At 62.0% G+C, this 24,721-nt stretch carries 20 protein-coding genes and 3 pseudogenes; 8 read left to right on the top strand and 15 right to left on the bottom strand.

Going from position 1 to position 24,721, the window contains the following annotated elements; genetic code table 11:
• Positions 1-17 precede the first annotated feature (17 nt).
• Positions 18-695: pseudogene (locus BZK31_RS00160) on the top strand (DMT family transporter); the annotation flags it as partial.
• Positions 696-738: 43 nt separating this feature from the next.
• Here BZK31_RS00160 and BZK31_RS30425 read toward each other — a convergent pair.
• From BZK31_RS30425 to BZK31_RS00150, 3 genes and pseudogenes are all read right to left on the bottom strand, one after another.
• Entirely contained in the window at positions 739-1,443 is a 705-nt protein-coding gene (locus tag BZK31_RS30425) for a methyl-accepting chemotaxis protein (protein WP_425273283.1), read from the bottom strand.
• A 42-nt stretch (positions 1,444-1,485) separates the two neighbouring features.
• Positions 1,486-2,667: pseudogene (locus tag BZK31_RS30420) on the bottom strand (methyl-accepting chemotaxis protein); the annotation flags it as partial.
• Between the two features lie 147 nt (positions 2,668-2,814).
• On the bottom strand, positions 2,815-3,087 hold the full coding sequence (locus BZK31_RS00150; RefSeq protein ID WP_083180691.1) for a hypothetical protein: 273 nt from the start codon (positions 3,085-3,087) through the stop codon (positions 2,815-2,817).
• On the opposite strand from BZK31_RS00150, the gene BZK31_RS00145 reads away from it, so the two are divergent.
• From BZK31_RS00145 to BZK31_RS00135, 4 genes and pseudogenes are all read left to right on the top strand, one after another.
• On the top strand, positions 3,073-3,699 hold the full coding sequence (locus BZK31_RS00145) for a glutathione S-transferase family protein (protein ID WP_083180689.1): 627 nt from the start codon (positions 3,073-3,075) through the stop codon (positions 3,697-3,699). The two genes, BZK31_RS00150 and BZK31_RS00145, sit on opposite strands and share 15 nt — an antisense overlap.
• A 153-nt stretch (positions 3,700-3,852) precedes the next feature.
• Positions 3,853-3,963, top strand: a pseudogene (locus BZK31_RS29940) (peptide ABC transporter ATP-binding protein); the annotation flags it as partial.
• A gap of 106 nt (positions 3,964-4,069) precedes the next feature.
• Positions 4,070-5,002: an NAD(P)-dependent alcohol dehydrogenase gene (locus BZK31_RS00140; RefSeq protein WP_083180687.1), complete on the top strand. Its 933-nt coding sequence runs from the start codon at positions 4,070-4,072 to the stop codon at positions 5,000-5,002.
• A 2-nt stretch (positions 5,003-5,004) separates the two neighbouring features.
• Positions 5,005-5,709 (top strand): helix-turn-helix transcriptional regulator, encoded by a 705-nt coding sequence (locus tag BZK31_RS00135; RefSeq protein ID WP_083180685.1) that lies wholly within the window; start codon positions 5,005-5,007, stop codon positions 5,707-5,709.
• A 75-nt stretch (positions 5,710-5,784) separates the two neighbouring features.
• On the opposite strand, the gene fabF is transcribed toward BZK31_RS00135, so the two are convergent.
• From fabF to BZK31_RS00115, 4 genes are all read right to left on the bottom strand, one after another.
• Positions 5,785-7,074, bottom strand: coding sequence for a beta-ketoacyl-ACP synthase II (gene fabF, locus BZK31_RS00130; protein ID WP_083180698.1), 1,290 nt, complete (start codon positions 7,072-7,074; stop codon positions 5,785-5,787).
• Positions 7,075-7,076: 2 nt separating this feature from the next.
• Complete coding sequence (locus BZK31_RS00125) at positions 7,077-10,187, bottom strand: efflux RND transporter permease subunit (RefSeq protein WP_083180683.1); 3,111 nt, start codon at positions 10,185-10,187, stop codon at positions 7,077-7,079.
• Positions 10,184-11,290 (bottom strand): efflux RND transporter periplasmic adaptor subunit, encoded by a 1,107-nt coding sequence (locus tag BZK31_RS00120; RefSeq protein WP_083180681.1) that lies wholly within the window; start codon positions 11,288-11,290, stop codon positions 10,184-10,186. Before BZK31_RS00120 ends, BZK31_RS00125 begins: the two co-directional genes overlap by 4 nt.
• Before the next feature lie 74 nt (positions 11,291-11,364).
• Positions 11,365-11,979, bottom strand: coding sequence for a TetR/AcrR family transcriptional regulator (locus tag BZK31_RS00115; protein WP_083180679.1), 615 nt, complete (start codon positions 11,977-11,979; stop codon positions 11,365-11,367).
• A gap of 88 nt (positions 11,980-12,067) precedes the next feature.
• Between BZK31_RS00115 and BZK31_RS00110 the strand changes: the two genes are divergently transcribed.
• Complete coding sequence (locus tag BZK31_RS00110; protein ID WP_083180677.1) at positions 12,068-13,525, top strand: efflux transporter outer membrane subunit; 1,458 nt, start codon at positions 12,068-12,070, stop codon at positions 13,523-13,525.
• A 71-nt stretch (positions 13,526-13,596) separates the two neighbouring features.
• Here BZK31_RS00110 and tspO read toward each other — a convergent pair whose 3' ends face one another.
• Complete coding sequence (gene tspO, locus BZK31_RS00105) at positions 13,597-14,037, bottom strand: tryptophan-rich sensory protein TspO (protein WP_083180675.1); 441 nt, start codon at positions 14,035-14,037, stop codon at positions 13,597-13,599.
• Positions 14,038-14,418: 381 nt separating this feature from the next.
• Here tspO and BZK31_RS00100 point away from each other — a divergent pair, with 381 nt between their 5' ends.
• The gene (locus BZK31_RS00100) at positions 14,419-15,465 is read left to right on the top strand and encodes a class I SAM-dependent methyltransferase (RefSeq protein ID WP_083180673.1); all 1,047 of its coding nucleotides are present in this window, start codon (positions 14,419-14,421) and stop codon (positions 15,463-15,465) included.
• 53 nt (positions 15,466-15,518) lie between these two features.
• Here BZK31_RS00100 and gcvA read toward each other — a convergent pair whose 3' ends face one another.
• Entirely contained in the window at positions 15,519-16,394 is an 876-nt protein-coding gene (gcvA, locus tag BZK31_RS00095) for a transcriptional regulator GcvA (RefSeq protein WP_244182613.1), read from the bottom strand.
• 153 nt (positions 16,395-16,547) lie between these two features.
• On the opposite strand from gcvA, the gene BZK31_RS00090 reads away from it, so the two are divergent.
• Positions 16,548-17,390, top strand: a complete 843-nt coding sequence (locus BZK31_RS00090) for an EamA family transporter (protein WP_083180670.1) — start codon at positions 16,548-16,550, stop codon at positions 17,388-17,390.
• A gap of 6 nt (positions 17,391-17,396) precedes the next feature.
• Here the strand turns inward: BZK31_RS00090 and BZK31_RS00085 are convergent, their stop codons facing one another.
• The 6 genes from BZK31_RS00085 to BZK31_RS00060 form a co-directional block, all read right to left on the bottom strand.
• On the bottom strand, positions 17,397-18,092 hold the full coding sequence (locus BZK31_RS00085) for a tRNA (adenine(22)-N(1))-methyltransferase (RefSeq protein ID WP_279628776.1): 696 nt from the start codon (positions 18,090-18,092) through the stop codon (positions 17,397-17,399).
• Between the two features lie 351 nt (positions 18,093-18,443).
• Positions 18,444-20,180 (bottom strand): acetyl/propionyl/methylcrotonyl-CoA carboxylase subunit alpha, encoded by a 1,737-nt coding sequence (locus BZK31_RS00080; RefSeq protein ID WP_083180666.1) that lies wholly within the window; start codon positions 20,178-20,180, stop codon positions 18,444-18,446.
• Positions 20,177-21,778: a 5-oxoprolinase subunit B/C family protein gene (locus BZK31_RS00075; protein WP_083180664.1), complete on the bottom strand. Its 1,602-nt coding sequence runs from the start codon at positions 21,776-21,778 to the stop codon at positions 20,177-20,179. The genes BZK31_RS00080 and BZK31_RS00075 overlap by 4 nt, the downstream gene beginning before the upstream one ends.
• A 9-nt stretch (positions 21,779-21,787) precedes the next feature.
• On the bottom strand, positions 21,788-22,582 hold the full coding sequence (locus BZK31_RS00070; protein ID WP_083180662.1) for a putative hydro-lyase: 795 nt from the start codon (positions 22,580-22,582) through the stop codon (positions 21,788-21,790).
• On the bottom strand, positions 22,579-23,349 hold the full coding sequence (locus BZK31_RS00065) for a LamB/YcsF family protein (RefSeq protein WP_083180660.1): 771 nt from the start codon (positions 23,347-23,349) through the stop codon (positions 22,579-22,581). The genes BZK31_RS00070 and BZK31_RS00065 overlap by 4 nt, the downstream gene beginning before the upstream one ends.
• 18 nt (positions 23,350-23,367) lie before the next feature.
• Complete coding sequence (locus BZK31_RS00060) at positions 23,368-24,600, bottom strand: NRAMP family divalent metal transporter (protein ID WP_083180659.1); 1,233 nt, start codon at positions 24,598-24,600, stop codon at positions 23,368-23,370.
• Positions 24,601-24,721 lie beyond the last annotated feature (121 nt).

The raw sequence follows: 24,721 nt of genomic DNA, 5'->3' as shown, positions 1-24,721 counted from the left end.
TTAAGTGAACAGCATTAGGCTATCTGGCGGGCATTACGCAGGGCATCGCATTGGGCGTTCCGGCCGGACTGGCCGCACTGTTCGCTGACCTGCTGCCGATCGGCATGGCGCTGCTGGCGACGCTGTTTCTGGGCCAGCGTCTGAGCTGGAAGCTCTGGGCGGGGCTGATCATCGGCCTGTTTGGGGTAATGATTGCGATGCAGGGCGCACTGGCCTGGGGCAAGGCGCCCTTATGGGCGTATGGTCTGCCGCTGCTCGGCATGCTGTCACTGGCTGTTGCCACACTCTGGCGCAAACAGCGACGCGGCTCGCAAACCCTGGGGCTGCTTCCCAATTTGTGGCTGCAATGTTGCGTGTCGGGCATTGTCTTTGCTGTTGTCGAGGGCATGCAAGGCGGCCTTTCGCCGCTCCCGACACGCGGATTCGCGCTGAGCGTGCTGTGGACTGCCGGACTGTCGACGTTGGGTGGCTACGGGCTGTACTGGCTGTGCCTGCGCCGCGCCACGGCCACACGCGTGGCCAGCGTTCTCTACCTGAGCCCGCCGGTCACCCTGCTTTTGGCCTGGCTGATGTTCAACGAGCCGCTGTCATGGCAAATGGCGTGCGGCATGCTGGTGTCGGGACTGGGGATCTGGGTGGTGGTGCGGGCGGAGGCACGGGAGGCTGAAACTCGCGCGACAGACCCGGCGAGCTGAAGGCAGGAGAGCTTGCGATGTTGCCGCACGCCCTCCCGAGGTTTCAGATACGGAAACGCGCGACCATGTTCTGCAGGTCGCTGCCCAGGCGAGCCAGCTCCACGGTCGATGCCGCACTCTGCTCGGTCGCCGCAGCGGACTGATCGGCGATGTCCCGCACGCTGAGCACACTGCGGTTGATTTCGTCGGTCACTGCGCTCTGCTCTTCGGCCGAAGCGGAAATCTGCTGACTCATCTGTTCGATGGTGCCGATAGACTGGTTGATCTCCACCAGCGCCTGCTCGGCCTGGCGCGCCAGCACCACGGTGCCCTCGGTGCGTTGCAGGCTGGCGTCCATCAAACCGGATGCCGCGCCCGTGCCCTGCTGCAAGGCCTGGATCAAGGCTTCGATTTCAGTGGTGGAGTTCTGGGTGCGCTGCGCCAGTGAACGCACTTCATCGGCCACCACGGCGAAACCCCGGCCCTGCTCACCGGCACGCGCTGCCTCGATGGCGGCATTGAGCGCCAGCAGATTGGTCTGCTCGGCAACCGCCTTGATCACATCGATCACACTGCCGATCTTGTTGCTGTCCTCGGTCAGGCGCTGCATGGCCTCACCCAGTTGCTTGACTTCACCGGCCAACTGACCGATTTCCCGGGTCGCATGCTGCACCACGCTGCTGCCATGAGCGGCACGTTCGCTGGCCTGTTTGGCGGCTCTGGACGCATCTTCAGTGTTGCGCGCAACTTCCTGCACGGTCGACGCCATCTGGTTCATGGCGGTGGCCACCTGATCGACTTCGTGCTTCTGCTGCGCCACTCCGGCGCTGGTCTGCTCGCTTCCGGCCGACAGTTCTTCGGCGGCGGTGGCGATCTGGGTGATGCCGTTACCGATACCGCCGATCAGGCCGCGCAGCGCAACGGTCATGTGCTGCATGGTGTTTTGCAGCAGGCCCAGTTCATCCTGACGCGGGGTGCCCGTGTCGTGGGTCAGGTCGCCCTCGGCAATGCGGCGTGCGGCAATGACCGTATCGTTCAATGGCACGGTGATCTGTCGGGTGATGATCACGGCGGCGAGCACCCCGATCAGCAGCACGACCAGCGCAACGCTCAGCAACTGAACCACGGCGGTGTTCTGCTCGCGCCTGGCACTGACCACCTGCGCCTGCGCCAACTCATCGGCACGCGCCGCGGTGGCGATCGATTGCTGTTGCAGCGAAGTGCGCACCTGTTCGGTCTGCTGCAGCATTTCCGAAATGGAGGCCATCAGCACTTTGTATTGCTTGAGCGCGTTCAGTGCAGTATCCACCGCACCGTTGGCCTCGACCGGCAACTGGCTGCGTGCGGCAGCCACCTGAGCGATCAGCGCGTCGGCGGCATTGAAGGTCGCCTGGCGGTTGTCGGCGGACGGAATGCTCAGATAACGGCGGAAAACCAGGCGGAAATTGGTCATGCCATTGCGCAGATCACCGGCAATCTTGACTTGCCGGATGCCTGTTTCACTTGGCTCACGCAAGGTGTCGTCGATGGTTTTCTGCAGCAGATTTTCGAAGGTCGCACTGACGTCGTCCGAGACCTTGATAATCGGTTTGAGGGCGTCATCGACTTTCTGGTTGATGCCGACCAATTGGTCGAACGTCTGCTTCAGACCCCCAACCTGCTCTTTGATGTCCTTGAGCCTGGCCAGGTTGCTTGACACGACGAACACACCCAGGCCGCGTTCGACGCTGCCGCTCAAAGTGTCCAGCGCACTGGCATAGGCTTGAACCCCGGCAGCGCTTGGCGCGGAGGCGTAGGCTTGTGCGGCAATCCGCGCACTGAGTACGTCATCCTTGATTTCGGCGACCTTGCCACTCTTGCTCAGGCGCTCGATCAGCAGATTGGTGCTCGAATAGCCAATCGCCGTGACCGTCAATACCCCCAGCAAAATAGCGGCAAAGCCCAGTCCCAGTTTTTTGCTGACTTTCAAGTTGTCCAACCATTTCGCGCTCATAGCGTGTGCCTTCGATTTTCCGGAATGTCCGTGAATCGGCGCAGCGCTGGCTAACTTGATAGAGAACTTGATTGGAATAACTGATCAATCGATAGATATTTCCCACAGCCCAGTGTTTACGGGCCCTGATCGCAGATTAAGATTTATTTAAATTAGCAGGAAGAACTTTTTCGGATGACCGGTAGTGGTCGCACAGCGGTGCAGGGTCAGTTCCATCCAGCCCGGCACCTGATGCACCTGCGCGTTCCTGATGGCCGCTGAAAGGATCGGCATCGAACTGCACCCGCTCAGCACACTGACCCCGGCCTGGCGGGCACGCTCGTCGAATGAGCGAATGATTGATGGCACTCCCCGGACACCGCGCAGTCCGTTGATGACCATCCACTCGTCCACGGCGGAGTCTTCATGATCACTGTTCATCACCTCAACAACTCACGTTCGCAGCGCATTCTCTGGCTGCTGGAAGAACTCGGACTGCCCTACGAGATCAAGCGCTACGAGCGCGATGCGAAGACCAACCTTGCGCCGCCCGAGCTCAAGGCTGTTCACCCACTGGGTAAATCGCCGGTGATACAGGACGGCCCTCACGTGGTGATCGAATCCGGCGCCATCATCGATTACCTGATCCGCCGCCATGGCGAAGGCCGCCTGCAACCTGACCCTGCCAGTGCCACCTATGACGAATACGTGCAGTGGCTGCACTTCGCCGAAGGCTCGGCCATGCTGCCGCTGATGCTCGACCTGTACGTTGGCCGCCTGGGCGATGCAGGTGCGCCGTTGCATCCGCGCATCGAATCGGAAGTGGCCAATTACCTGGGCTACCTGAACGAGGCGCTCGGACTGACGCCGTATCTGGTGGGCGAGGAACTGACCGGCGCGGACATCCAGATGAGCTTCATCGGCGAAATCGCCAAGGCGCGTGGCAAGCTGCAGCCGTATCCGAATCTGGCAGCCTGGATCGAGAAATTCCAGGCACGTCCGGCGTATCGCAAGGCGCTGGAACAGGGCGGCGAGTACTCGTTCGCCAAATAGGCCTTGCAGCTGGATCGCCGTACGCAGTGACGCATAAAGCCGTCACTGCCGTTTCACGAGCGCGTGGGCCGGGTGACCGATCCGCGTCTATGCTTGGCTTGTCTGTTCAAGCAAATCCGTTCTGGATGACCGAACAGTTACCAGGCCGACAACGTGAAATATTCGACATTCGCTGCAGTCTCGTTGTGTCTGTTGCTCTGCGCTCACGCCAAGGCCGCGCACTATCAGGTCGTTACCGAAGAATGGGCCCCCTACAACTACCAGGCCTGCGCGATACAGCGCGAGAACAGAACCATGGTGACAAAAACTGTCCCTGTGGCTGTGTAACGTCATCTGCGTACCCATCGTGACCCATCGTGGAAGACACCTCATGAAACGCATTCAGTACAGCAAATACGGGGGCCCGGAGTTGATGCGGGTCGCAGACTTCGAGCTGTCCGCACCTGGAGAAGGTGAAGTGGCAGTGCACGTCCGGTTCGCCGCCATCAATCCGATCGACTGGAAACTGCGCCTCGGGCTGATGAAGATTGTCACCGGCAAAGCTTTTCCCCGCGCAATGGGCATGGACTTTTCGGGCACGGTCATCGCGGTGGGCCCGCAGGTCACCCGGCTCAAGGTCGGTGATGCGGTGTTCGGTCTGGCACGATTCAAGGAAAGCGGCGCATTCGCCCAGGCAGTGGTGACCAAGGAAAGCTTTCTGGCGAAAAAGCCCGACTCACTCTCATTCGAGGACGCCGCCTGTATCGGCACGCCGGGGATCACCGCCTGGAACGGCCTGATCGACAAAGCGAAGCTGCAAGCAGGTCAGCATGTGTTCATCAATGGCTGCTCGGGAGCGGTTGGCGAAGCCGGGGTGCAGATTGCGCGGTCGTTCGGTGCGACCGTCTCGGGCAGTTGCAGCGCCAAAGACATTGCCAGAGCCAGGGCTTTGGGTGTACAGACTGTCTACGACTACCGGACAACACCCGCCTCGGCGATCACCACCCGCTTCGATGTGGTGCTCGACACCGCCGCCACGCTGAGCGTATCGACAGGCGTGGCGATGTTGCGACCGCGCGGTGTGTTTCTGGACCTGAACCCCGGTCCCGGCAAATTCATCCGGGCGCTCTTCGATCGCAGGCTCAAACCCGTCATCGGTTCGCCCCGCGTCGAGATTCTGGATAAGCTGGCCGACGCCGCCAGCAGGGGTAAATTCAGGATACCCGTGGGCGAAGTGGTTGCGCTGGACGATGCGATCAAACTGATCACCGAGCTTGAGCAAGGCCGCAAAACCGGCGGCAAAGGCGTCATCACGATGGAGTAGGCATGGCCAGAAGTCATCGATTGTTCGAACTGATGCAAGTGTTTCGCCGGCACCGCATGACGGTGTCGGGCGAGGCGCTTGCGCGGGAGCTTGGCGTGTCACTGCGCACCATACGCCGCGACGTGGCGACCTTGCAGGGCATGGGCGCCGACATCGACGGTGAACCGGGGCTGGGTTACCTTCTCAAGCCGGGGTTCGTGCTGCCGCCACTGTCATTCACCGAAGAAGAAATCCAGGCGCTGGTCATCGGCGCTCAATGGGTCAGTCGGCAGACCGACGACAAGTTTGCCTTCGCCGTCAAAAATGCACTGGCCAAGATCAACGCCGTGCTCCCTGCCGACATGCGCCCGACTCTGGATGATGAAAGCTTCTACATCAGCAGGCCGCTTATCGCCCCCACGTCCATCGACCTGAGCGAAATACGCCGGGCCCTGCGCGATCAATACAAACTAAGCATCACGCTATGCATCGAGCACGCGCCTCTCGACCCGCAGATTGTCTGGCCGATCATGCTCGGCTTCATCGAAGCCAGCCGGTACGTCGTGGCGTGGTGCGAGTCAGACAGCCAGTACCGCACGATCAGCATTGCAGACATCGCCAGCGCACACGTACTTGAAGAACGTTACACCCGCAACCGACGCCAGTTGATCAAAGAGTGGCGCGCCTCGGGAACGTTACCCTGCAACGCACGCGGCGAGGCCTGCTGACCCATCCGGCCAACAGCGCAATCCCCCATCAGGTTGCTCCGACCCTTTTGGGATCGCCGGTTTTTGCACGGCTCATTACTGCCCTTCCCAACGCCTGAACAGCGCGCTGGCGTTGACCCCGCCGAAGCCGAACCCGTTCGAGAGCGCGTGGGTGATCGGCATCTTGCGAGCAGTCAGGGCCACCAGGTCCAGCCCTTCGGCCGCTTCGTCGGGATGGTTCAGGTTCAGCGTGGGCGGTACAATCTGGTCGCGCAATGCCAGGACGGTGAACACTGCTTCGATCCCGCCCGCCGCGCCCAGCAAATGCCCGGTAGCCGACTTTGTGGAACTGATCGCGACCTTGCCGCCGGTACGAAACACCGCCTGAATCGCGGCGAGTTCACCCTTGTCACCGACCTGAGTCGAGGTGGCGTGGGCGTTAATGTGTTGCACGTCACGCGCCTCGACATTGGCCTGACGCAAGGCCTGCTCCATGGCCCGACGAGCGCCGTTGCCGTCCTCAGGTCCGGCCGTGAGGTGGTGGGCGTCGGCGCTGGTGCCGTAACCCACCAGTTCGGCGATGGGTGTCGCGCCCCTGGCCAGCGCATGCTCCAGTGATTCGATCACCAGCAGCCCAGCACCTTCGGCCATGACGAACCCGTCACGGTCCCGATCGAACGGACGCGACGCCTCTTGGGGCCGGTCGGCAAAGCCGGTGGACAATGCACGCGCGGCGGCAAAGCAGCCCAGGGTCACACGATCGATCGCAGCCTCCGTCCCGCCGCATATTGCGATGTCTGCCTCGCCACTACGGATCAAACGAGCCGCATCACCAATCGCTTGCACACCCGCCGCGCAAGCCGTCACCGGTGCGCCGAGCGGACCTCTGAATCGGTAGCGGATCGAGAGGTGTCCCGCCGCCATGTTGGCCAGAAAGGACGGCGCGGTGAACGGCGACAAGCGACGCGGCCCCCGTGTGTCAGTGGTGCGCACTGCATCGGCAATGACTCCGAACCCGCCGACACCCGAGGCGATGATCGTCGCCGTGCGCTGCTGCGCTTCTTCGGTCTCAGGATGCCAGCCCGCCTGCGCCAATGCTTCGTGCGCAGCGACCAGCGCAAACTCGATGAAACGGTCCATCTTCTTGCGTTCTTTCGGGGCGATGAACCGGTCCGGGTCATAACCCGCGACCGGATCTTGCGCCAGCGTCGGCACCTGGCCTGCGACTGAAACTCCCGTGCCCTCACTGAGCACATCGGCAAGCGGACCAATACCCGATTGACCCTCGAGCAACCTGCGCCACACTTCTTCGGCCCCGCAGCCCAGCGGCCCGACCAGCCCACAGCCGGTCACAACGATGCGTTTCTGTCCTTGTGGATTAACCATCATCAGGTCCTCTTCGTAGACGAGTCAGTGGAAGCGTGGGGTGCAGTCTGCGGTCCTTGATCGGGACGGATTTTGTACCAGATGGAATACATCGCCGGCAGAAACACCAGGGTCATTACCGTGCCGCCCAGCGTGCCACCGATCAGGGTGTAGGCCAGCGTGCCCCAGAACACTGAATGGGTGAGCGGTATGAAGGCCAAAATGGCGGCCAGCGCCGTGAGCAGCACCGGACGGGCTCGCTGCACGGTGGCTTCCACCACGGCATGGAAGGGGTCCAGCCCTTCCTTTTCGTTCTGATCGATCTGCCCGATCAGGATAAGGGTGTTGCGCATCAGAATGCCGGACAGCGCGATCAGCCCCACCAGAGCATTGATACCAAACGGCTGATTGAACAGCAGCAGGGTCGGCACCACGCCAATCAGCCCCAGTGGCGCGGTCATGAACACCATGACCATTGCCGACATCGAGCGCACCTGCAGGATGATGATCAGCAAAGTGACCGCGATCATGATCGGGAACAGCGGCAGCAACGCCACGGTGGCTTTAGCCGATTCCTCGATGGAACCGGCCTGGTCGATGCGGTAACCGGCGGGCAGGTTGTCGATGATCGGCTGCAATTCCTTGATGATCTTCGACGACACGTCGGGCGGTTGCAGGTGTTCGGCAATGTCGCCACGCACGGTGATGGTCGGCACGCGGTCGCGACGGCGCAGCACCGGATCTTCCATGCGCACGCCGACTTCACCGATCTGCGAGAGCGGAACGCGCTGCCCGCCTGAGCCCACCAGGGTGAAGCCTGCGATCTTCGACGGGTCGAGACGGACATCACCGGCGGCCCTGCCCACCACATCCACTGAGCGAATGTCTTCGCGCACCGACGTGATGGCCACCCCGGACAGCAGGAACTGCAATTGCTGGGCGACGGCGCTGGACGTCAGGCCGACCGCCTGCAAGCGGTCCTGATCGGGCGAGAAATGCAGCGTCGGCATGCGCGAGCCCCAGTCCGTGTTGACGGTGCGCATCATCGGACTGTCTTGCATGACGGTCTGCACGTGCTGCGCGATCGCACGCAGCTTGTCAGGGTCAGGCCCGGCAATGCGGTAAGCCACCGGGAACGGCGAATAGGGCCCGAACACCAACTGTGTCACACGCACCCGCGCTTCGGGGGCCAGCCCTTGAGCAACCGCTTCACGGAGGCTGAGTTTGAGCGCCTCACGCGCTTCCTGGCTGTCGGTCAGCACCACGATTTTGGCGAACGACGGATCGGGCAACTCGGGCGCCATGGCCAGATAGAAACGTGGCGACCCCTGGCCGATGTAAGCCGTCACGATCTTCGCGGCGTCCTGCTTTTGCAGCCAGGCTTCGACCCTGGCCGTCGTGGCACTGGTCTGCTCGATGGAAGTGCCGTACGGCATCTGCACTTCAATCAACACCTCCGGGCGATCGGAGGTCGGGAAGAACTGCTTCTTGACCAACCCCATCCCCAGCACCGCCACGACAAACGTTGCGATCACTACGACAGCCACCAGCCATTTGCGGGCGATGACGCGGGCCAGAGTCCGGCGAAAGCGGTTGTAGTGCGGCGTGTCGTAGATCGCGGCGTGGCCGCCTTCGACCGGCTTGATGTCCGGCAGCAACTTCACGCCCAGATACGGCGTGAAAACCACGGCGACGATCCAGGAAGCAATCAGCGCAATGCCGACGATCCAGAACATGTTGCTGGTGTACTCGCCCGCCGTGGACTGGGCAAAGCCGTTGGGCATGAAACCGACCGCCGTAACCAGCGTACCGGCGAGCATGGGCGCGGCGGTGTGGCTCCAGGCGTAGGCCGACGCCTTGATGCGGTCGTAGCCCTCCTCCATTTTCACCACCATCATTTCGATGGCGATGATAGCGTCATCCACCAACAGGCCCAGCGCCAGAATCAACGAACCCAGGGTGATGCGGTCGAAGTTCTTGCCGGTGGCTTCCATGACCACGAACACGATCGCCAGGGTCAGCGGCACTGCCGCGGCAACGACCACACCGACGCGCCAGCCCATGCTGAGAAAGCAGACCAGCATCACCACCAGCAGCGCGACGAAGAACTTGATCATGAACTCATCGACCGATGAGGCGATGTTCACCGCCTGGTCTGTGACCTTGGACAGGGTCATGCCCAGCGGCATGCCTGCGTTGATACTGGCGGTCTCGGCATCCAGCGCTTTGCCGAGGTCAAGACCGTTCCAGCCATCACGCATCACGACGCCGAGCAGCAACGCGGGCTCGCCCTGATTGCGAACCAGAAACGTCGCCGGATCTTCATAACCACGCTCCACGACCGCGACATCCGACAGTTTGAGGGTCCTGGACTGCACTACAATCGGCGTGTTGCGAATCTTCTCGAGCGTGTCGAGCGCGCCATCCAGGCGCAGAAAGACCTCAGGCCCGTGGGTCTCGATGGACCCGGCAGGCGTCAGCACGTTCTGGGTGTTGAGCGCGGTGAAAATGTCCTGCGGCGCGATACCCAGCGTCGCCAGTCGTTCGTGAGAGAACGAGACGAAGATGCGCTCGGTCTGTTCACCGACGATATTGAGCTTCTTCACGCCCGGTACGTGCAGCAGCCGCTGCCGTAGCGCTTCGGCATCGCGTACCAGCAGACGCTGAGGTTCACCCTTGGCTTTCAACGCGAACAGCGCAAAGGTCACGTCCGAAAACTCATCGTTGATCATCGGTCCGATGACGCCTGCAGGCAGGGTCTTCGCGGCATCGCCAAGCTTCTTTCGCGCTTGATAGAACTCTTCCTGCACTTGGGAAGGCGGCGTTTTATCCAGCAGTGACACCATGGTGAACGCGAGTCCCGGCCGGGTGTAGGTCTCGCTGCGGTCATACCATTTGAGCTCCTGCATGCGCTTTTCGAGCGGCTCGGCGACCTGATCCTGCATCTCCTGCGCCGTGGCCCCCGGCCATGCGGAAATGATGGTCATCTGCTTGACCGTGAACGGTGGGTCTTCCGCACGCCCGAGCTTGAAGAACGACAGCGTGCCGGCCACACCGATCAGGAAAATCAGAAACAGCGTGATGGAGCGCTCGCGAACGGCCAGTGCCGACAGATTGAAACGTCCACTGCTCATGGTCGCGCTCCGGCAATACCGCCACGCGGCGGCAACACCAGCACCTCTTCACCGTCGTGCAGCAAATGCGCACCGAGCGCCACGACCTGTTCGCCAGGCTGCACGCCGCCGCTGACACGGGCCGAATCGTCGCTCAGACCCAGCAATTGCACACCGCGCCAAGCGACTTTGGCGGGCGTGCCCGCGATCACCCATACGCCTGGACCTTGCCCTGAGTCATGGAGGGCGCCGATGGGCACCGCAAGTGTTCCTCGGGAAAGTCTGCTGTCATCGATGTCCAGGGTGATCGTCGAACCCAGCGGTGCTAAGGCGTTGGCACCGTCGAGCACATAGCGGGCTTCGAAGGTCCGGGTCAGCGGATCGGCGGAATCGGAGAGCAGCCGCAGCCTGGCTGCAATAGCGTCAGCATCGCTGCCGTACATTCTGGCCCGGGCCGGTGCGCCAATGGCAGGGCGCAGTGTTTCGGGCAAATGAACGATGGCCTCGCGCTGCCCGGCCCTGGCCAGACGGACAACTGGCTGGCCTGCGCTGACAACCTGACCGGGCTCTGCCAAGGTTTCCATCACCACACCGTCGGCATCGGCCAGCAGCACCGCATACCCGGTGGCGTTGCGAGCCACCGCGGCCTGGGCCTGCGCCGCGCTGAGTTCGGCCTTTGCCGTATCGGCCAGGGATTTGATCCGGTCATAAGCCGACGCAGAAATCGCCCCGGCAGCCACCAGATCGCGATTACGCGCTTCGTCATCCGCCGTTTGTCTGGCCCGGGCTACGGCTGCCGCCACCGCCTGCTGCTGTGCCTGAGCCTGCAGACCGAGGTCTACAGGGTCCAGACGCATCAATGGCTGGCCGCGCCTGACGGTCTGACCGGTATCGACCAGCCGCTCCAGCACCTTGCCGGACACGCGGAACCCCAGATCGCTCTGGACACGCGCCACCACCACGCCGGTGAACGAGCGCGCCGTGTCATCAGCGCTCGCTACCGTAGCGCTTCTGACCAGCGGAGGCTGATTGCGAGGATCGCGCACGCTCGACGAGTCGCCGCACGCGGTCAAAACCAAAGGCAGTACGCAAACCGCAAGGGTTGCAGGTGTGAGCCGGAGCATGGGATCCCTAACCTGAAAAGTGAGCAGGAATCCGATTCTCTATATAGTGACCAAATTAGTCAATAGTCACAAACTCATGGCGCAAGACTTCTCAGGATCAATGCGGACAGATGGACGGGGGCCGTAGGAACGATGTCGAGGTTGTACTGCAACTGCACCGGACTGATGTAGGGACGCATGACCAGATGAATGGCCTGGACGGTTTCGTCCAGGGGTGTCTTGCGCTCGAACTCGCCGGACTCACGTCCTTCGAGAACGATCTGCTGGATCAGCTCGCGCAGACGGGCGTCGTGCGCAATAGCCGACGGCCATTTGTCTCGCGTCGCCACGGCAGCTATGTCATGCAGCTTGCGGTCATGAAAAAACAGATCGCTGCCTGCCTCCACGACCGCGCGAAACAGGCGTCGCAGCTTCTCCGACGCTGTCGGCGCGTCCGTGAGTGCCGCGTTGACGATGGTCATGATCATGGCCAGTCGGTTGGAACAGATCACCTCGCCAATGGCCTGTTTGGAATCGAAGAATTTGTAGATGTAGGCCTTGGAAAAACCGATGGCCTTGGCAAGGTCGGACACCGTGGTTTTCTCGAAACCGTAATGGCCGAAGTGCTCGGTGGCCGCTTCCACGACCTGATCGCGAACACTGTGGTCGGAGGGCCCGCGCGATGGGCTCGTATCGATATGTTTTGTCATGTTTTCAGCTTAGCTCCGCAAGCCTTGATTGACAACAAGTGACCAAATCGTAATATAGTCACAAACTTGATCGAATCAAGGAATTTCAATGCGCCCGCTCTATACGTACGCACTGGTTGTGAGTGCCAGCCTGATGGCGGGCTGCGCCGTAGGTCCGGATTACCACCGGCCAGATGCTCCATTGGCGGACCGTTATGTGGCCCGACCTGACGCGAATCCGGATTCTACAGGGGCTGCCGCCTTGAATGCTGACTGGTGGAAGCGTTTCGACGATCCCGTGCTGAATGACCTCGTCTGCCGTGCACTTGCACAGAACCTCAGTCTCGCCCAGGCCAGCGCTCAGTTGGCCCAGGCGCGTGCCGGGCTGAATACCGCGACCGCCGCTTTGTTGCCTTCTGGCAACCTCAACGGGCAGGCGGCCCGGGCCTATCAGTCCGTAGAAACGCCACTCGGCCAGGTGCTGAATGCAACGCCGGGATTTGACCGTTATGGCAACGGTTACGAAGCCAACCTCAATGCCGCCTGGGAACTGGATGTGTTCGGCGGGCTGCGGCGTGGACGGGAAGCGGCTCTGGCCGAGTATCAGGCGTCAGACGCCGGCGTGGCAGCCACCCGTTTAGCGGTGGCAGCGCAGACCGCAGACCTCTACATCACCCTTCGAGGGTTGCAGACGCGGCTGGACATCGCGCAGAAACAGGTCGCTACCCGGCAGGACCTGCTGGCAAAGGTGCGCATGCTCTACGACAGGGGCCTGTCGCCCGAATACGAATTGCGTCAGACAGAGGGCGAGCTCGCGCAAGTGCAGGCCACGGTGCCGGTGCTTCAGTCAGGTCTCGATGCAGCCATGAACGCGCTCGATGTCATGCTCGGTGCTCCACCCGGCAGCAATCGGACGGTGCTGGCCCACTCCCGGGCTATCCCCCTGCCGCCACCGCTCACGGCCACCGGCACGCCAGCCGACCTGCTTCGCCGGCGACCAGACCTGATCGTTGCCGAACGTCGTCTCGCCGCCTCCAGCGCCCGGATTGGCGTGGCGGTCAGCGAGTATTACCCGAAGGTTTCATTGAGTGCGTTGCTGGGCAGCGCCACGGCGGTGTCGAGCGGCAACTTGTTCAGTAACGGCGCGAGTCAGTCGTCAGGTGTACTGGGACTGCGCTGGAGACTGTTTGATTTCGGTCGCGTCAACGCGCAGATCAATCAGGCCAGAGGTGCCGAAGCCGAAGCCCTCGCCGCTTATCGCCAATCCGTGCTGCGTGCCACCGAAGATGTCGAAAACGCCCTCTCTGCGCTGACCAACCGCACAACGCAAACCGCGATCCTGAGTAGGGGCGAAACGGCTCTGACCACCGCACGACAGTCGTCCTTCGCGGGCTACCAGAATGGCGCTGTCAGCCTGATCGACGTGCTGCGCGCCGACGAAACTGTGCTTCAGACGTCTGATGCACGGGCCCAGGCCCAAACTGAAGCCTCGCGCGCCGCAGTCGCGGCCTTCAAGGCGCTGGGCGGCGGCTGGCAGTCATCGGACGTCAAGGTGGCTGACCGATAGGTTGCTTGCGCATGGAGTTTCGAAACGTGACGCCAGACCCGGCATCACGTTCTGGCCTGTGTCTCAACCGGTTAACGGTCGTTACGCAGGATCGAGAAGTTCAACGCGGCTGCAACGCACAACCAGAGAAGATACGGAAACAGCATCAGTCCGGTCAGCACATCCAGGCGCAACGCCATGATGAGCATGGCCGCCACGACGATCCACAACATCGCGATGATCACCATGCCGGCAAGCAGCTTGTGGGCGCCGAAGAACACCGGCGTCCACAACGTGTTCAGCGCGATCTGCGCGGCCCACAACGCGAGCACCGGCTGGCTGCCGGGTATCAGGCTCAGGCGGTAGCCCGCCCACGCGAGCAACAGATAGATAACCGTCCACGCCACCGGGAACAACCAGTTCGGCGGGGTGAAGCTTGGTTTGACCAGCTTTTCGTACCATTGGCCCGGCTTGAATATAATGCCGGTGCTTGCCGCAGCCGCGCAGGCGAGAAGAAAAATGAAAAAGGTCATCGTCTGTCCTTGAGAGAGATCAGTCATCTGGTGCTATACGTTGATGCCCCGCATAGCGATACGAGGGCATCCGCAATAAAACGCCAGCCGTTCTTCACTGACCCGATCGTCCGTTTATAAATTCAATGCGTCAGCGCAATTCCAACACCTGAGTTCGCCGCACGTCGCGATGCGTCAATCGCACACGGCCGCAGGGCTAGAATAAACTGCCCCGCGGCGGCTAGCTGTGGGGCAATGGACGGGCGTGCTTCGCGCATTCGGCCGCGTTGTCGAAGAAGACGGGAAGCCACGACCCGCACTGTCACTCACTCGACCACCGCCAACAGTAATCAGGTCATTCGTACCCGTGCCGACGGTGGCCCTCTCGCAGGAGGGTAGGTCATGAACGAGGTAAAACTTCACGAAGTCATGGGCAAGCTGGTGTCCGACATGGGTGCCGCCGCCATGATGGCCAATCTGGTACTCGGCGATGAGCTGGGCTTTTACAAAGCCATGGCGGACAGTCGACCGGTCACTGCGCAGGAACTGGCCGACAGGGTTCAATGCAATCCGCGACTGGTTCAGGAATGGCTCAGTGCTCATGTCGCGTCGGGGTATATCGAGCATCGCGACGGACAGTTCGTGCTACCCGAAGAGCAGGCCCTGGTGCTGGCCATCGAGGACTCGCCGGTGTACGCGGCAGGTGGCGCAATGGTGGTGGCGTCGATGTTTCACGACAAGGACAAACTGGTAGCCGCCATGCGCGGTGATGGCGCGCTGCCCTGGGGCGAGCATCACCCGTGCATGTTCAGCGGAACCGAGCGCTTCTTCCGACCCGGCTACAGAACCTATCTGGTGTCGCAATGGCTGCCGGCGCTGCAAGGCGTGGTGGACAAGCTCAACGCGGGTGCCCGTGTGGCTGACATCGGCTGTGGGCACGGGGCGTCCACCCTGGTCATGGCCCAGGCGTTTCCAGCATCAAACTTTACCGGTTTCGATTACCACGCGCCGTCCATTGCCACCGCAAAACAGCGCGCCGAAGCAAGCGGCGTCGGCGCGCGTGTCAGCTTCGCCGAAGGCACCGCCAAGGACTTTCCCGGCGACGGTTACGACCTGATCTGTTACTTCGACTGCCTGCACGACATGGGCGACCCGGTGGGCGCAGCGCAACATGCCCTGGAATCCTTGGACGACGACGGCACGGTGCTGCTCGTGGAGCCTTACGCCAATGACTCGCTCGACGAGAACATGACCTCGGTCGGCCGATTGTTCTATGCCGCTTCGACGTTTATCTGCACACCGAACTCGTTGTCCCAGGAAGTCGGTCTGGGACTGGGCGCGCAAGCTGGCGAGGCAAGGCTGCGCAAGGTGTTTGAAGAGGCAGGCTTCAGTCATTTTCGTCGGGCCACGGAGACGCCCTTCAATCTGATTCTGGAGGCCCGCAAGTGAGCGCCGGTCGGCCCGGCGCTGATCGACGTCAATGCCGGGCCGATCACAGGCTTTCAACTGCCGCCCTGCCCTTCGAGCCACGCACAGAACAGTTGCACTGTCTCATCGGTAAGCCTCTCGGTCGGGACATAGGCGCAATAGCTGCGCGACTTGATCCGGGGCTCGGTGAAGGGCGTCACCAGCCGTCCGCTCTGCAAATCGGCGGCGACCAGCGCGCTCGGCCCCATGGCGATGCCCAGGCCGTCGATGGCGGCCTGCAACGTCAGGTAGAAATGATCGAACACCACGCCCGCGGCCGGCTGCATGTCAGGTATACCGGCACTGGCCTGCCAGTCCGGCCATAGCCTGGGAAGGCTTGAGGTGTGCAGCAGCGTGTGGTGCCTCAGGTCTTCAGGAACATGCAGCGGCAGCCGTTGCAGCAGCGCCGGGCTGCACACTGGTAACCGGTCTTCACTGAGAAAGGCTCGGGTCGAATAACCATAGAGCGTGTCGGGCCCGCCGCGAATGATGATGTCGTAGGGCTCTTTCAGACTTTCCACCGGCTTGTTGGACGTGTGCACCTGCACGTCGATGCCGGGATAGCTGGCGCGAAACGCCTCGAGCCTGGGCACAAGCCAGCGCAGCGTGAACGTGGCCAGCGCGTTGACCAGCAGCGTACGCGGCGCCGGATCGGGTAAACCGAAGCGCGTCGTCGCCAGCGCAATCTGTTCCAGCAACGGGCTGATGTCAGTCAGGTACGCCCTGGCTGCCGCTGTCAGCAGCACCCGCCGGTTGTGCCGTTCGAACAGGGCAGCGCCGAGCCAGTCCTCGAGTAATCGCACGCTTTGACTGATCGCCCCGGACGTGACATGGAGTTCAGTGGCGGCTTCCTTGAAACTGCCCAGCCGTCCTGCAGCCTCGAAGGCGCGCAGGGCGTTGAGCGGGGGCAATTCTCGTTTCATTCGCAATAGCTACGCTAACGTGAGCGACCAATTTATCTGGTTTGTCAGGCGCTACCAAGACAGATAATTTGCCGCCCACAGGAATACTGCCGACGCATTCTGTCCTACGGCGGCTCACGCGCGCTCATTCGGGAAATAACCATGTTCAGTTACGCTGGCGGTCTTGTTCTTCTTGCGGCCGTTCTGCATGCCGGCTGGAACGCCATGCTGCATGGCAACCGCGACCGTCATCTGTCCATGGCCTGGATGAGCCTGCTGATTGCGAGTGTGTCGACCGTGGCGGTCCTGATGCTGCCCTTGCCGGCGGCCGGTGCCTGGCCCTACATCCTCGCATCGGGGCTGGTGCACATCGTCTACAACCTCAGTCTGGTACGTTCGTATCGACGCGGCGATCTGGCGGTGGCCTATTCGATTGCCCGAGGCTCCTCGCCGTTGCTGGTCACCCTGGGCGCCGCAGTGTTCGCTCACGAGGGCATCAGCGCATTGCAGGGCTTGGGGATCGGCATGATCTCGGGCGGGATTCTCATGCTCGCGCTGCTGGACCGGCACGTGTCCCGCGCCGATGTACTGGCTGCATTGACCACCGGTGTGCTGATCGCGCTTTACACGGTGATCGACGGTATTGGCGTGCGTCAGTCGGACGGTCAGGCACTGGCCTATACCGCGTGGATGTTTCTGTCCTACTGGGCGATGCCGCTGCTGTTCGTGGCCAGCCGCGGGTTCAAGGTTCTGGCGGTTTCGCTCAGGACCCAGCCCCTGGCCGTCGGTTCATCGATGATCGGCGGTCTGGTGTCCATCGCCGCATACGGCATTGTGATCTGGGCGATGCAATCAGGTGCCATGGGTGGCGTGTCGGCATTGCGTGAAACCAGCGTAGTATTTGCCGCACTGATCGGGCGATTGTTTCTGGGTCAGGCCATGACCACCAGGCGCTGGGCGGTGTGTGCGCTGGTCGCGACCGGCGCAGTCTGCCTGGGGCTTTGACTCAACTCATGCCAGCAACGCATTGATCCAGCGAATCTGTCGGACCACATCCTGCACTTTGCTTTCAGGAACTGGCAGTTGCGCTCGGGCAAAGTTGTCCAGGGTCTTCTGCCGTTGAATCAGCCTGCGCCGCCACTTGGCCAGAAACGCCGGGCTTCTGGCCTGCAGATGCAAGGGCCCGAAATACAACTCTTCAGCGCTATATGTCACCGGGCCGCTGCGCTCGGCGACGATGATTTCATAATCAAAACGGTTTTCGTGCAGCACGTCTTCGTGGACGATGCGATAAGCGTTGTCCATCAACCATCGGCGCAGGGGCTGCTCGCCGCCGTTGGGCTGCATGATCAACACCTCGCCGCCGTTCAGACGTGCCTTGCCCTCGTCGAGAATGTCGCGGATCGTCTCGCCTCCCATGCCGCAAAGGCTGATCGCGTTGATCGCATCCTGTGCCTCGATTGCCGCCAGACCGTTGGCCAGACGCACGCTGATCCGATCCTCAAAGCCGTACTCGCGCACCACACGTCGGGCCGACTGAAACGGCGCCACCGCCACCTCCCCGGCCACCGCGGCGGTGATTACGCCACGGCGCATCAATGCCACCGGCAGGTAGCCGTGATCCGAGCCGACATCGGCCAGCCGCGCTCCGACCGGCACCAGCGCCGCCACGCGCTCAAGGCGCATGGACAATGTCTGTTCGTTCAACGGCAACCCCTTTTCATCGAGAACGTCCGGCACCTCAGGCCGGATCGGGGCGCGATTCTGTCGGGCAACGGCGTGCATTTCAATCGGATATTAAAGTCTTGCGGTACCGACACCTGTAATCGAGCCGATTAGAGCACATAGCCACGTCGTGCAAACCGTACCCATGACGCTCTCACCACAGCGGAAACGTGTAGCTCACGATCAGTACTCTGGATGACATAAGCCAGATCGGTATTGGCGAGTTAGGGAAAGTGATCGTCACCGCTGATCCGCTGGTAGGCGACAGGACGCATCGACCGGATGATGACCCGGCCGTGCGTAATAACCTGAAAAGAGAAGACGCTTACTTAATCAACTGTCTGTCTTGATACGTCCGATCATGAACTTTGCGTTCAGATAACTTCCGGACTGTTCGGTGATCTGCAAGTAACCTGCGCAAGGGGCGAAGATCGATGTTTCCATCTTCATCGCTTCCATCACCGCAATGACTTGTCCTGCTTCCACCGATTCACCGTCTTTGGCGACCCAACTGTGCAGATTGCCCGCGACCGGGGTCATGACGGCCTGTGGATCGACCGCCTCGACCGGCGCGGTTTCAACGGCCGCCTCGCCGCCACCCAGACTGACGCCGCGCAACAGCGCCGCTGGCAGACCCAGTTCGTGGCGTTTGCCGTCGATCTCGACGAAGGTGCGTAGCACGCCCGGATCGGCCGGCGCGGCACTGCGCGGGGCGATAGTGATCTGTTCCGCGAAGTCGGTTTCGATCCAGCGCGTATGCACGGCGAACGTGTTGGCCGCGGTGAAATCGTCGTGCGCCATCACTGCGCGGTGGAACGGCAGCACCGTGGCCACGCCGTCGACATTGAACTCGGCCAGTGCACGACGCGCACGACGGATCGCCTGTTCACGCGTGGCGCCGGTGACGATCAGCTTGGCGATCATCGAATCGAAGTTGGGCGATACACGCGAGCCCTGCTCGACACCTGTTTCCAGACGGACACCCGGACCGGACGGTGGCTGGAACACATCGATGGTGCCCGGCGTCGGCAGGAAGCCATTGCCGGCGTCTTCGGCGTTGATGCGGAATTCGAAGCTATGGCCACGCGGAACCGGTGTGCCTTCAAACGACAGCGGCAGGCCGTCGGCGACCCGTAATTGTTCGATCACCAGATCGATACCACTGGTTTCTTCGGTAACCGGGTGCTCGACCTGCAAGCGGGTATTCACTTCCAGGAACGACAACGTGCCGTCGGCGCTGAGCAGGAACTCCACCGTGCCCGCGCCGACGTAGCCAGCCTCGGCACAGATGTCACGCGCTGAATCATGGATGCGCTGACGCAGGGCATCGTCCAGATAGGGCGCAGGCGCTTCTTCGATCAGCTTCTGATTACGGCGCTGCAATGAGCAGTCGCGCGTACCGGCGACCACGACGCGTCCGTGACGGTCGGCGATGATCTGCGCTTCGATGTGTCGGGGCTTGTCCAGAAAGCGCTCGACGAAGCACTCGCCACGCCCGAACGCGACAACCGCCTCGCGCACCGCCGACTCGTACAATTCGCTGACTTCATCGAGTTTCCACGCCACCTTCAAACCGCGACCACCGCCGCCGAACGCCGCCTTGATCGCGATCGGCAGTCCGAATTGCTCGGCGAACGCGACCACTTCACGGGCATCGTTCACCGGGCCTTCGGTCCCGGCCACCAGTGGCGCGCCGACTTTCTGGGCAATACGTCTGGCCTGCACCTTGTCACCCAGTGCATCGATAGTGCTCGGGTCCGGGCCGATCCAGGTCAGTCCGGCAGCGATCACGGCGCGGGCGAAATCGGCTCGCTCGGAGAGAAATCCGTAACCGGGGTGAACGGCGTCGGCACCGGCGCGCGCAGCCACCGCCAGCAATTTTTCGATGTTCAGGTAACTGTCGGCAGGACGTTCGCCGTTCAGCGCGTACGCCTCATCAGCCTGGCACACATGCAGCGCATCGATGTCGGCATCGGCATACACCGCCACCGAGGCCACACCATAGTCGCGGCAGGCGCGGGCGATACGGATGGCAATTTCGCCACGGTTGGCAATCAGAACCTTTTTCATGGGTGATGGGTCTCGTCTGAAAGAGCTGGGTCCACGGGCTCGAAAGCGCCCAATGGATTGAAACGAATACGCGAATTGATCGGGATCTGACCCGCAAGGTCCAGGTGGTGAGGCGCGACGACCGCGATCACCGGATAGCCACCGGTCAGCGGGTGATCCGCCAGAAACAGCACCGGCTGACCGTTGGGCGGCACCTGAATAGCGCCGACGGCGGTGCCCTCGCTGGGCAGCTCGCCATGAACGGCACGTTCCAGCGCCTGATCACCCGCCAGCCGCATACCGATGCGGTTCGACTGCGGCGTGACCTGCCAGGTCTGCCCGGCCAGCACGGCCAGCGCATCGGCCGTGAACCAGTCACTGCGCGGCCCCATCACCACGTCCAGCACGATGACCTGATCAGAAACGGGCATGTCGAACGGTGGTTGCTCGCTGAGCGACACCGAAGCGCCGCCCGGCTTGTGATGGAAACCCAGTCGATCACCTACCGTCAGCGGCGCAGGCCCCACTTGAGCGAGCGTGTCGGTGGACAGACTGCCGAGCACCGGTTCCTGTGTGAAACCACCGCGAATCGCCAGGTAATTGCGCAATCCGGCCGAAGGCGAGTCGATGCTCACCTGATCCCCGTCATGCAGCACGAACGGCGTATACAGCGCCGGCCGCAGCCGCCGACCTTCTGCGGTACGCACCTCGACCGCGGCGGTCGCGCCCGTGACCGCCGCGACCGTCTGGCCGTGACAGGTGAAGTCGAGCCCGCCCATCAAGACTTCCAGACAGGCCGTCGCCGGATCGTTGCCTACCGCTCGGTTGGCGGCACGCAGCGCGCCGCGGTCCATGGCGCCAGAGGCTGAAACGCCCTGCCCTGCGCGGCCGGGGCGTCCAAGATCCTGAAACAGGGTCTGCAGCCCAGATGACAGCACCTCCAGAAAGTTCTCGCTAGCCTCGTCACGCTGACGTACCGGTGCAGGCACCAGGACTTTTTCGCTGGCCGCAGGACCGGCATCCACAAAACGCACACGGTAACCCGGTTGCAGCAGCGCAGGCTCGTCGCGTTCCAGATCCCACATGCGGGCCTCAGTGATGCCGATGATCTGCCAGCCGCCGGGGCTGGCCTGCGGGTAGACGCCACTGAAACCGCCCGCCAGCGCAACGGCACCGGCCGGAATCCGGGTGCGCGGTGTACTGCGGCGCGACACCACGAACTCTGGACCACCGCTCAGGTAAGCAAAGCCCGGTGCAAAGCCACAGAAGGCCACCTTGTAATCACTGCCGGTGTGACGGCGGATCACCTCTTCGGGACTGATCTCCAGCTCACGAGCCACATCGTGCAGGTCTTCGCCGTTGTAGTGCACCGGAATTTCAATCAACTTGCCGGCTTCACGCACCTTGCCGTGCACATCACGCGTGGCGATCTGCGCCGCCAGCGCTTCACGGCTGACCGCACCGGGCCGAAAATGCACCAGCACCGTCCGGGCTGCAGGAACGAGTTCCTCCACGCCGTGGATGGGCTGCTGCTGCAACGAGTCGAACAGGGCGAGAGTCTCGTCCAGATTCGCCAATTCAACCAGGAGCGCGTCCAGGCTGACCGGGTAGAAACGCATGTTCCTCTCCTATACGTGATAGTGGCTGTCAGGCACATCGGTGATGAACATGTAGCCCGGCGCATGGGAAATCGCGAACGGCACCCCCGAGGCCATGACCACCGCCTGCGGGGTCACGCCACAGGCCCAGAACACCGGAATTTCCCCCGGCCGGACGGTCACGGCATCGCCGAAGTCCGGACGCGAAATATCTTCGATCCCCAGCAAGCCTGGCTCGCCCACATGCACAGGCGCGCCGTGGACGCTGGGGTAACGCGCGGTGATTTTCGCCGCATCGGCCACGCGACTGGCCGCAATGGGCCGCATCGACACTACCATTTCTCCCTGCAGGCGACCGGCAGGTCGGCAGGCCCGGTTGCTGCGGTACATCGGCACATTGCAGCCCTCGCTGATGTGGCGCACGTCGATACCCGCTTCTCGCAAACCGGTTTCGAACGTGAAACTGCAGCCGATCAGAAAGCTGACCAGATCCGTATGCTCGGTCCACAGGTCGCGGACATCGGTCACTTCATCGGCCAGCTTGCCGTCACGCCAGACACGATACAGCGGGATGTCGGTACGCAGGTCGGCGCCTTCGGCCAGAACGGTGCTGTAGCTGCCCGGCTCGGTCACATCCAGGATCGGACAGGCCTGAGGGTTGCGCTGGGCGAACAACAGAAAGTCATAGGCCCAGTTACGCGGCAGGGAAATCATGTTGGCCTGGGTCAACCCGGGCGCATGGCCAGCGGTCGGTGACACGGTACCTGCCCGGTACAAGGCGCGGGCGGCAATGGCGGCCTGGCGCGCATCGTTCAAAGCACTCATGGTTGACCTCGGGTAAAGGCATGGATGTCGACCCCTGCTTCAAGCAGGCGTCGTTTGAGGGCGTGGGCGATGTTGACGGCGCCGGGGCTGTCGCCATGCACGCAGATCGAGTCGGCTTCCAGCGCGATCAGGCTGCCATCCTCAGCCTCGATGACGCCGTCACGCACCAGACGCAGCATGCGCTCGGTGATCAGCTCGACATCGTGCAGCACCGCGCCGGGCCGCGAGCGCGAGACCAGCGTGCCCTGGGCGGTGTAGGCCCGGTCCGCAAAGGCTTCGGACACGCAGGTCAGACCTGCATCACGGGCCCAGCCGAGCAATTTCGAATTGGCGAGGCAGACCAGCTTGAGCTGCGGGTCGATGCGCAGGATCGCCTGGATCACTGCCGCAGCCTGAACAGGGTCGCCTGCGATGGTGTTGTACAGCGCACCATGAGGCTTGACGTAAGTCACTTGGGTCCCGGCGGCGCGGGCCAGGCCCTGAAGCGCGCCGATCTGATAAATCACATCGGCTGTAAGCTGCCCGGCAGGCACGTCCATATTGCGTCGACCGAAGCCGACCAGGTCCGGATACGCCACATGGGCGCCGACGGCCACATTACGAGCGGCAGCGGCTTCAAGCGTGCGCAGTATTCCAGCCGGATCACCGGCATGAAAGCCGCACGCCACGTTGGCGCTGCTGACGACTTCAAGAATCGCGGCATCGTCGCCCATGCTCCAGGCGCCGAAGCTCTCTCCAAGGTCGCTGTTAAGGTCAATTGCACGCATCAGAAAATCTCCTTTGGATCAGGCCGCGCCGATGAAGGCAAAGATGGCGCCTGCCGATTTGTAAGCCATGAACCACGACAGCAGACAGGTCAGCACGCCCAGCACCAGCAGCCAGCGAGGGTAGTGGTAGCCGTCCATTAGGTCCGAACGCCGCCAGCCCACGTACATGAAAATACTCAGGCCCAGCGGCAGGATAAGGCCGTTGAAACCACCTGCGAACACCAGCAGTGCCGCTGGCGGCTTGCCGATCATCAGATACACCGCCATGCAGATGACGATGAAAACCACGGTGGCGAGGTGACGAGCGCGCTCAGTGATCTTCTTGGAAAACACCGTTATGAAGGACATCGATGTATAAGACGCGCCGATCACACTGCTGATACCCGCGGCCCATAACACCAGACCGAACATCATCATGCCGATGTTACCTGCTGCCGCCTGGAAGGCTTGACCGGCAGGGTTTGCGCCCTTGCCAGACACGTCGATCACCACACCGCTGGCCACCACACCCAGAATAGCGAGAAACAATATGTAGCGAGCGATACCCGTGACCAGGATACCGGTCAGTGCAGCGCGGGATACGGCCTGAATGTTTTCCACGCCAACGGTGCCACGGTCAAGCAGACGGTGAGCGCCTGCATAGGTGATGTAACCGCCTACCGTGCCGCCCACAATGGTCGTAATCGAGGCAAAGTCGATGAAGTCAGGCCACACCGACTGACGCAGGGCCTCGCCCAGCGGAGGATGGGTAGCGAAGCATGCGAACACGATCAGGCATATTTTCAGAATGCCCAGCCCCATCATGATCCGGTCCATCGCCACCCCTGCGCGATGAGACGAGAAGATCGCAATGGCGAGCAGCGCACTCAAGGCGCCCCCCCATTTAGGATCAAGGCCGGTCAGCGCATTCAAACCCAGACCTGCACCGGCAATGTTACCCAGCATGAACACCAGGCCACCGCACAGCACCAACACCGTCAGCAAGTAGCCGCTGCCCGGAATAGCAGCATTGGCCAGATCGGCCGCGCGCATTTTGGTCAGCGACACGATACGCCAGACGTTCAGCTGAACAACGAAGTCGATCAGGATCGACGCCAGAATGCCGAACGCAAACGCAGCACCCAGCGTTGCGGTAAAGGTCGCCGTCTGAGTAAGGAAGCCTGGACCGATGGCAGACGTCGCCATCATGAATATCGCGGCGATCAACGAAGCGCGCCGGGCTTTTGTGAACTCTTGAGTGGTCTGTGTCACGGCAACATTCCTACGGTGAGTGATACCCGGACAGAGCAATGTGCGTGCCAAGGCTCAACCAATCGGTCTCGGATGTAGGCAAATGACGGACTTATTGTTGAACAATCCTATCTTCATTGAT

This window comes from Pseudomonas floridensis (assembly GCF_002087235.1).
Lineage (GTDB): Bacteria > Pseudomonadota > Gammaproteobacteria > Pseudomonadales > Pseudomonadaceae > Aquipseudomonas > Aquipseudomonas floridensis.
This window is presented reverse-complemented; position numbering and strand designations above follow the sequence as displayed.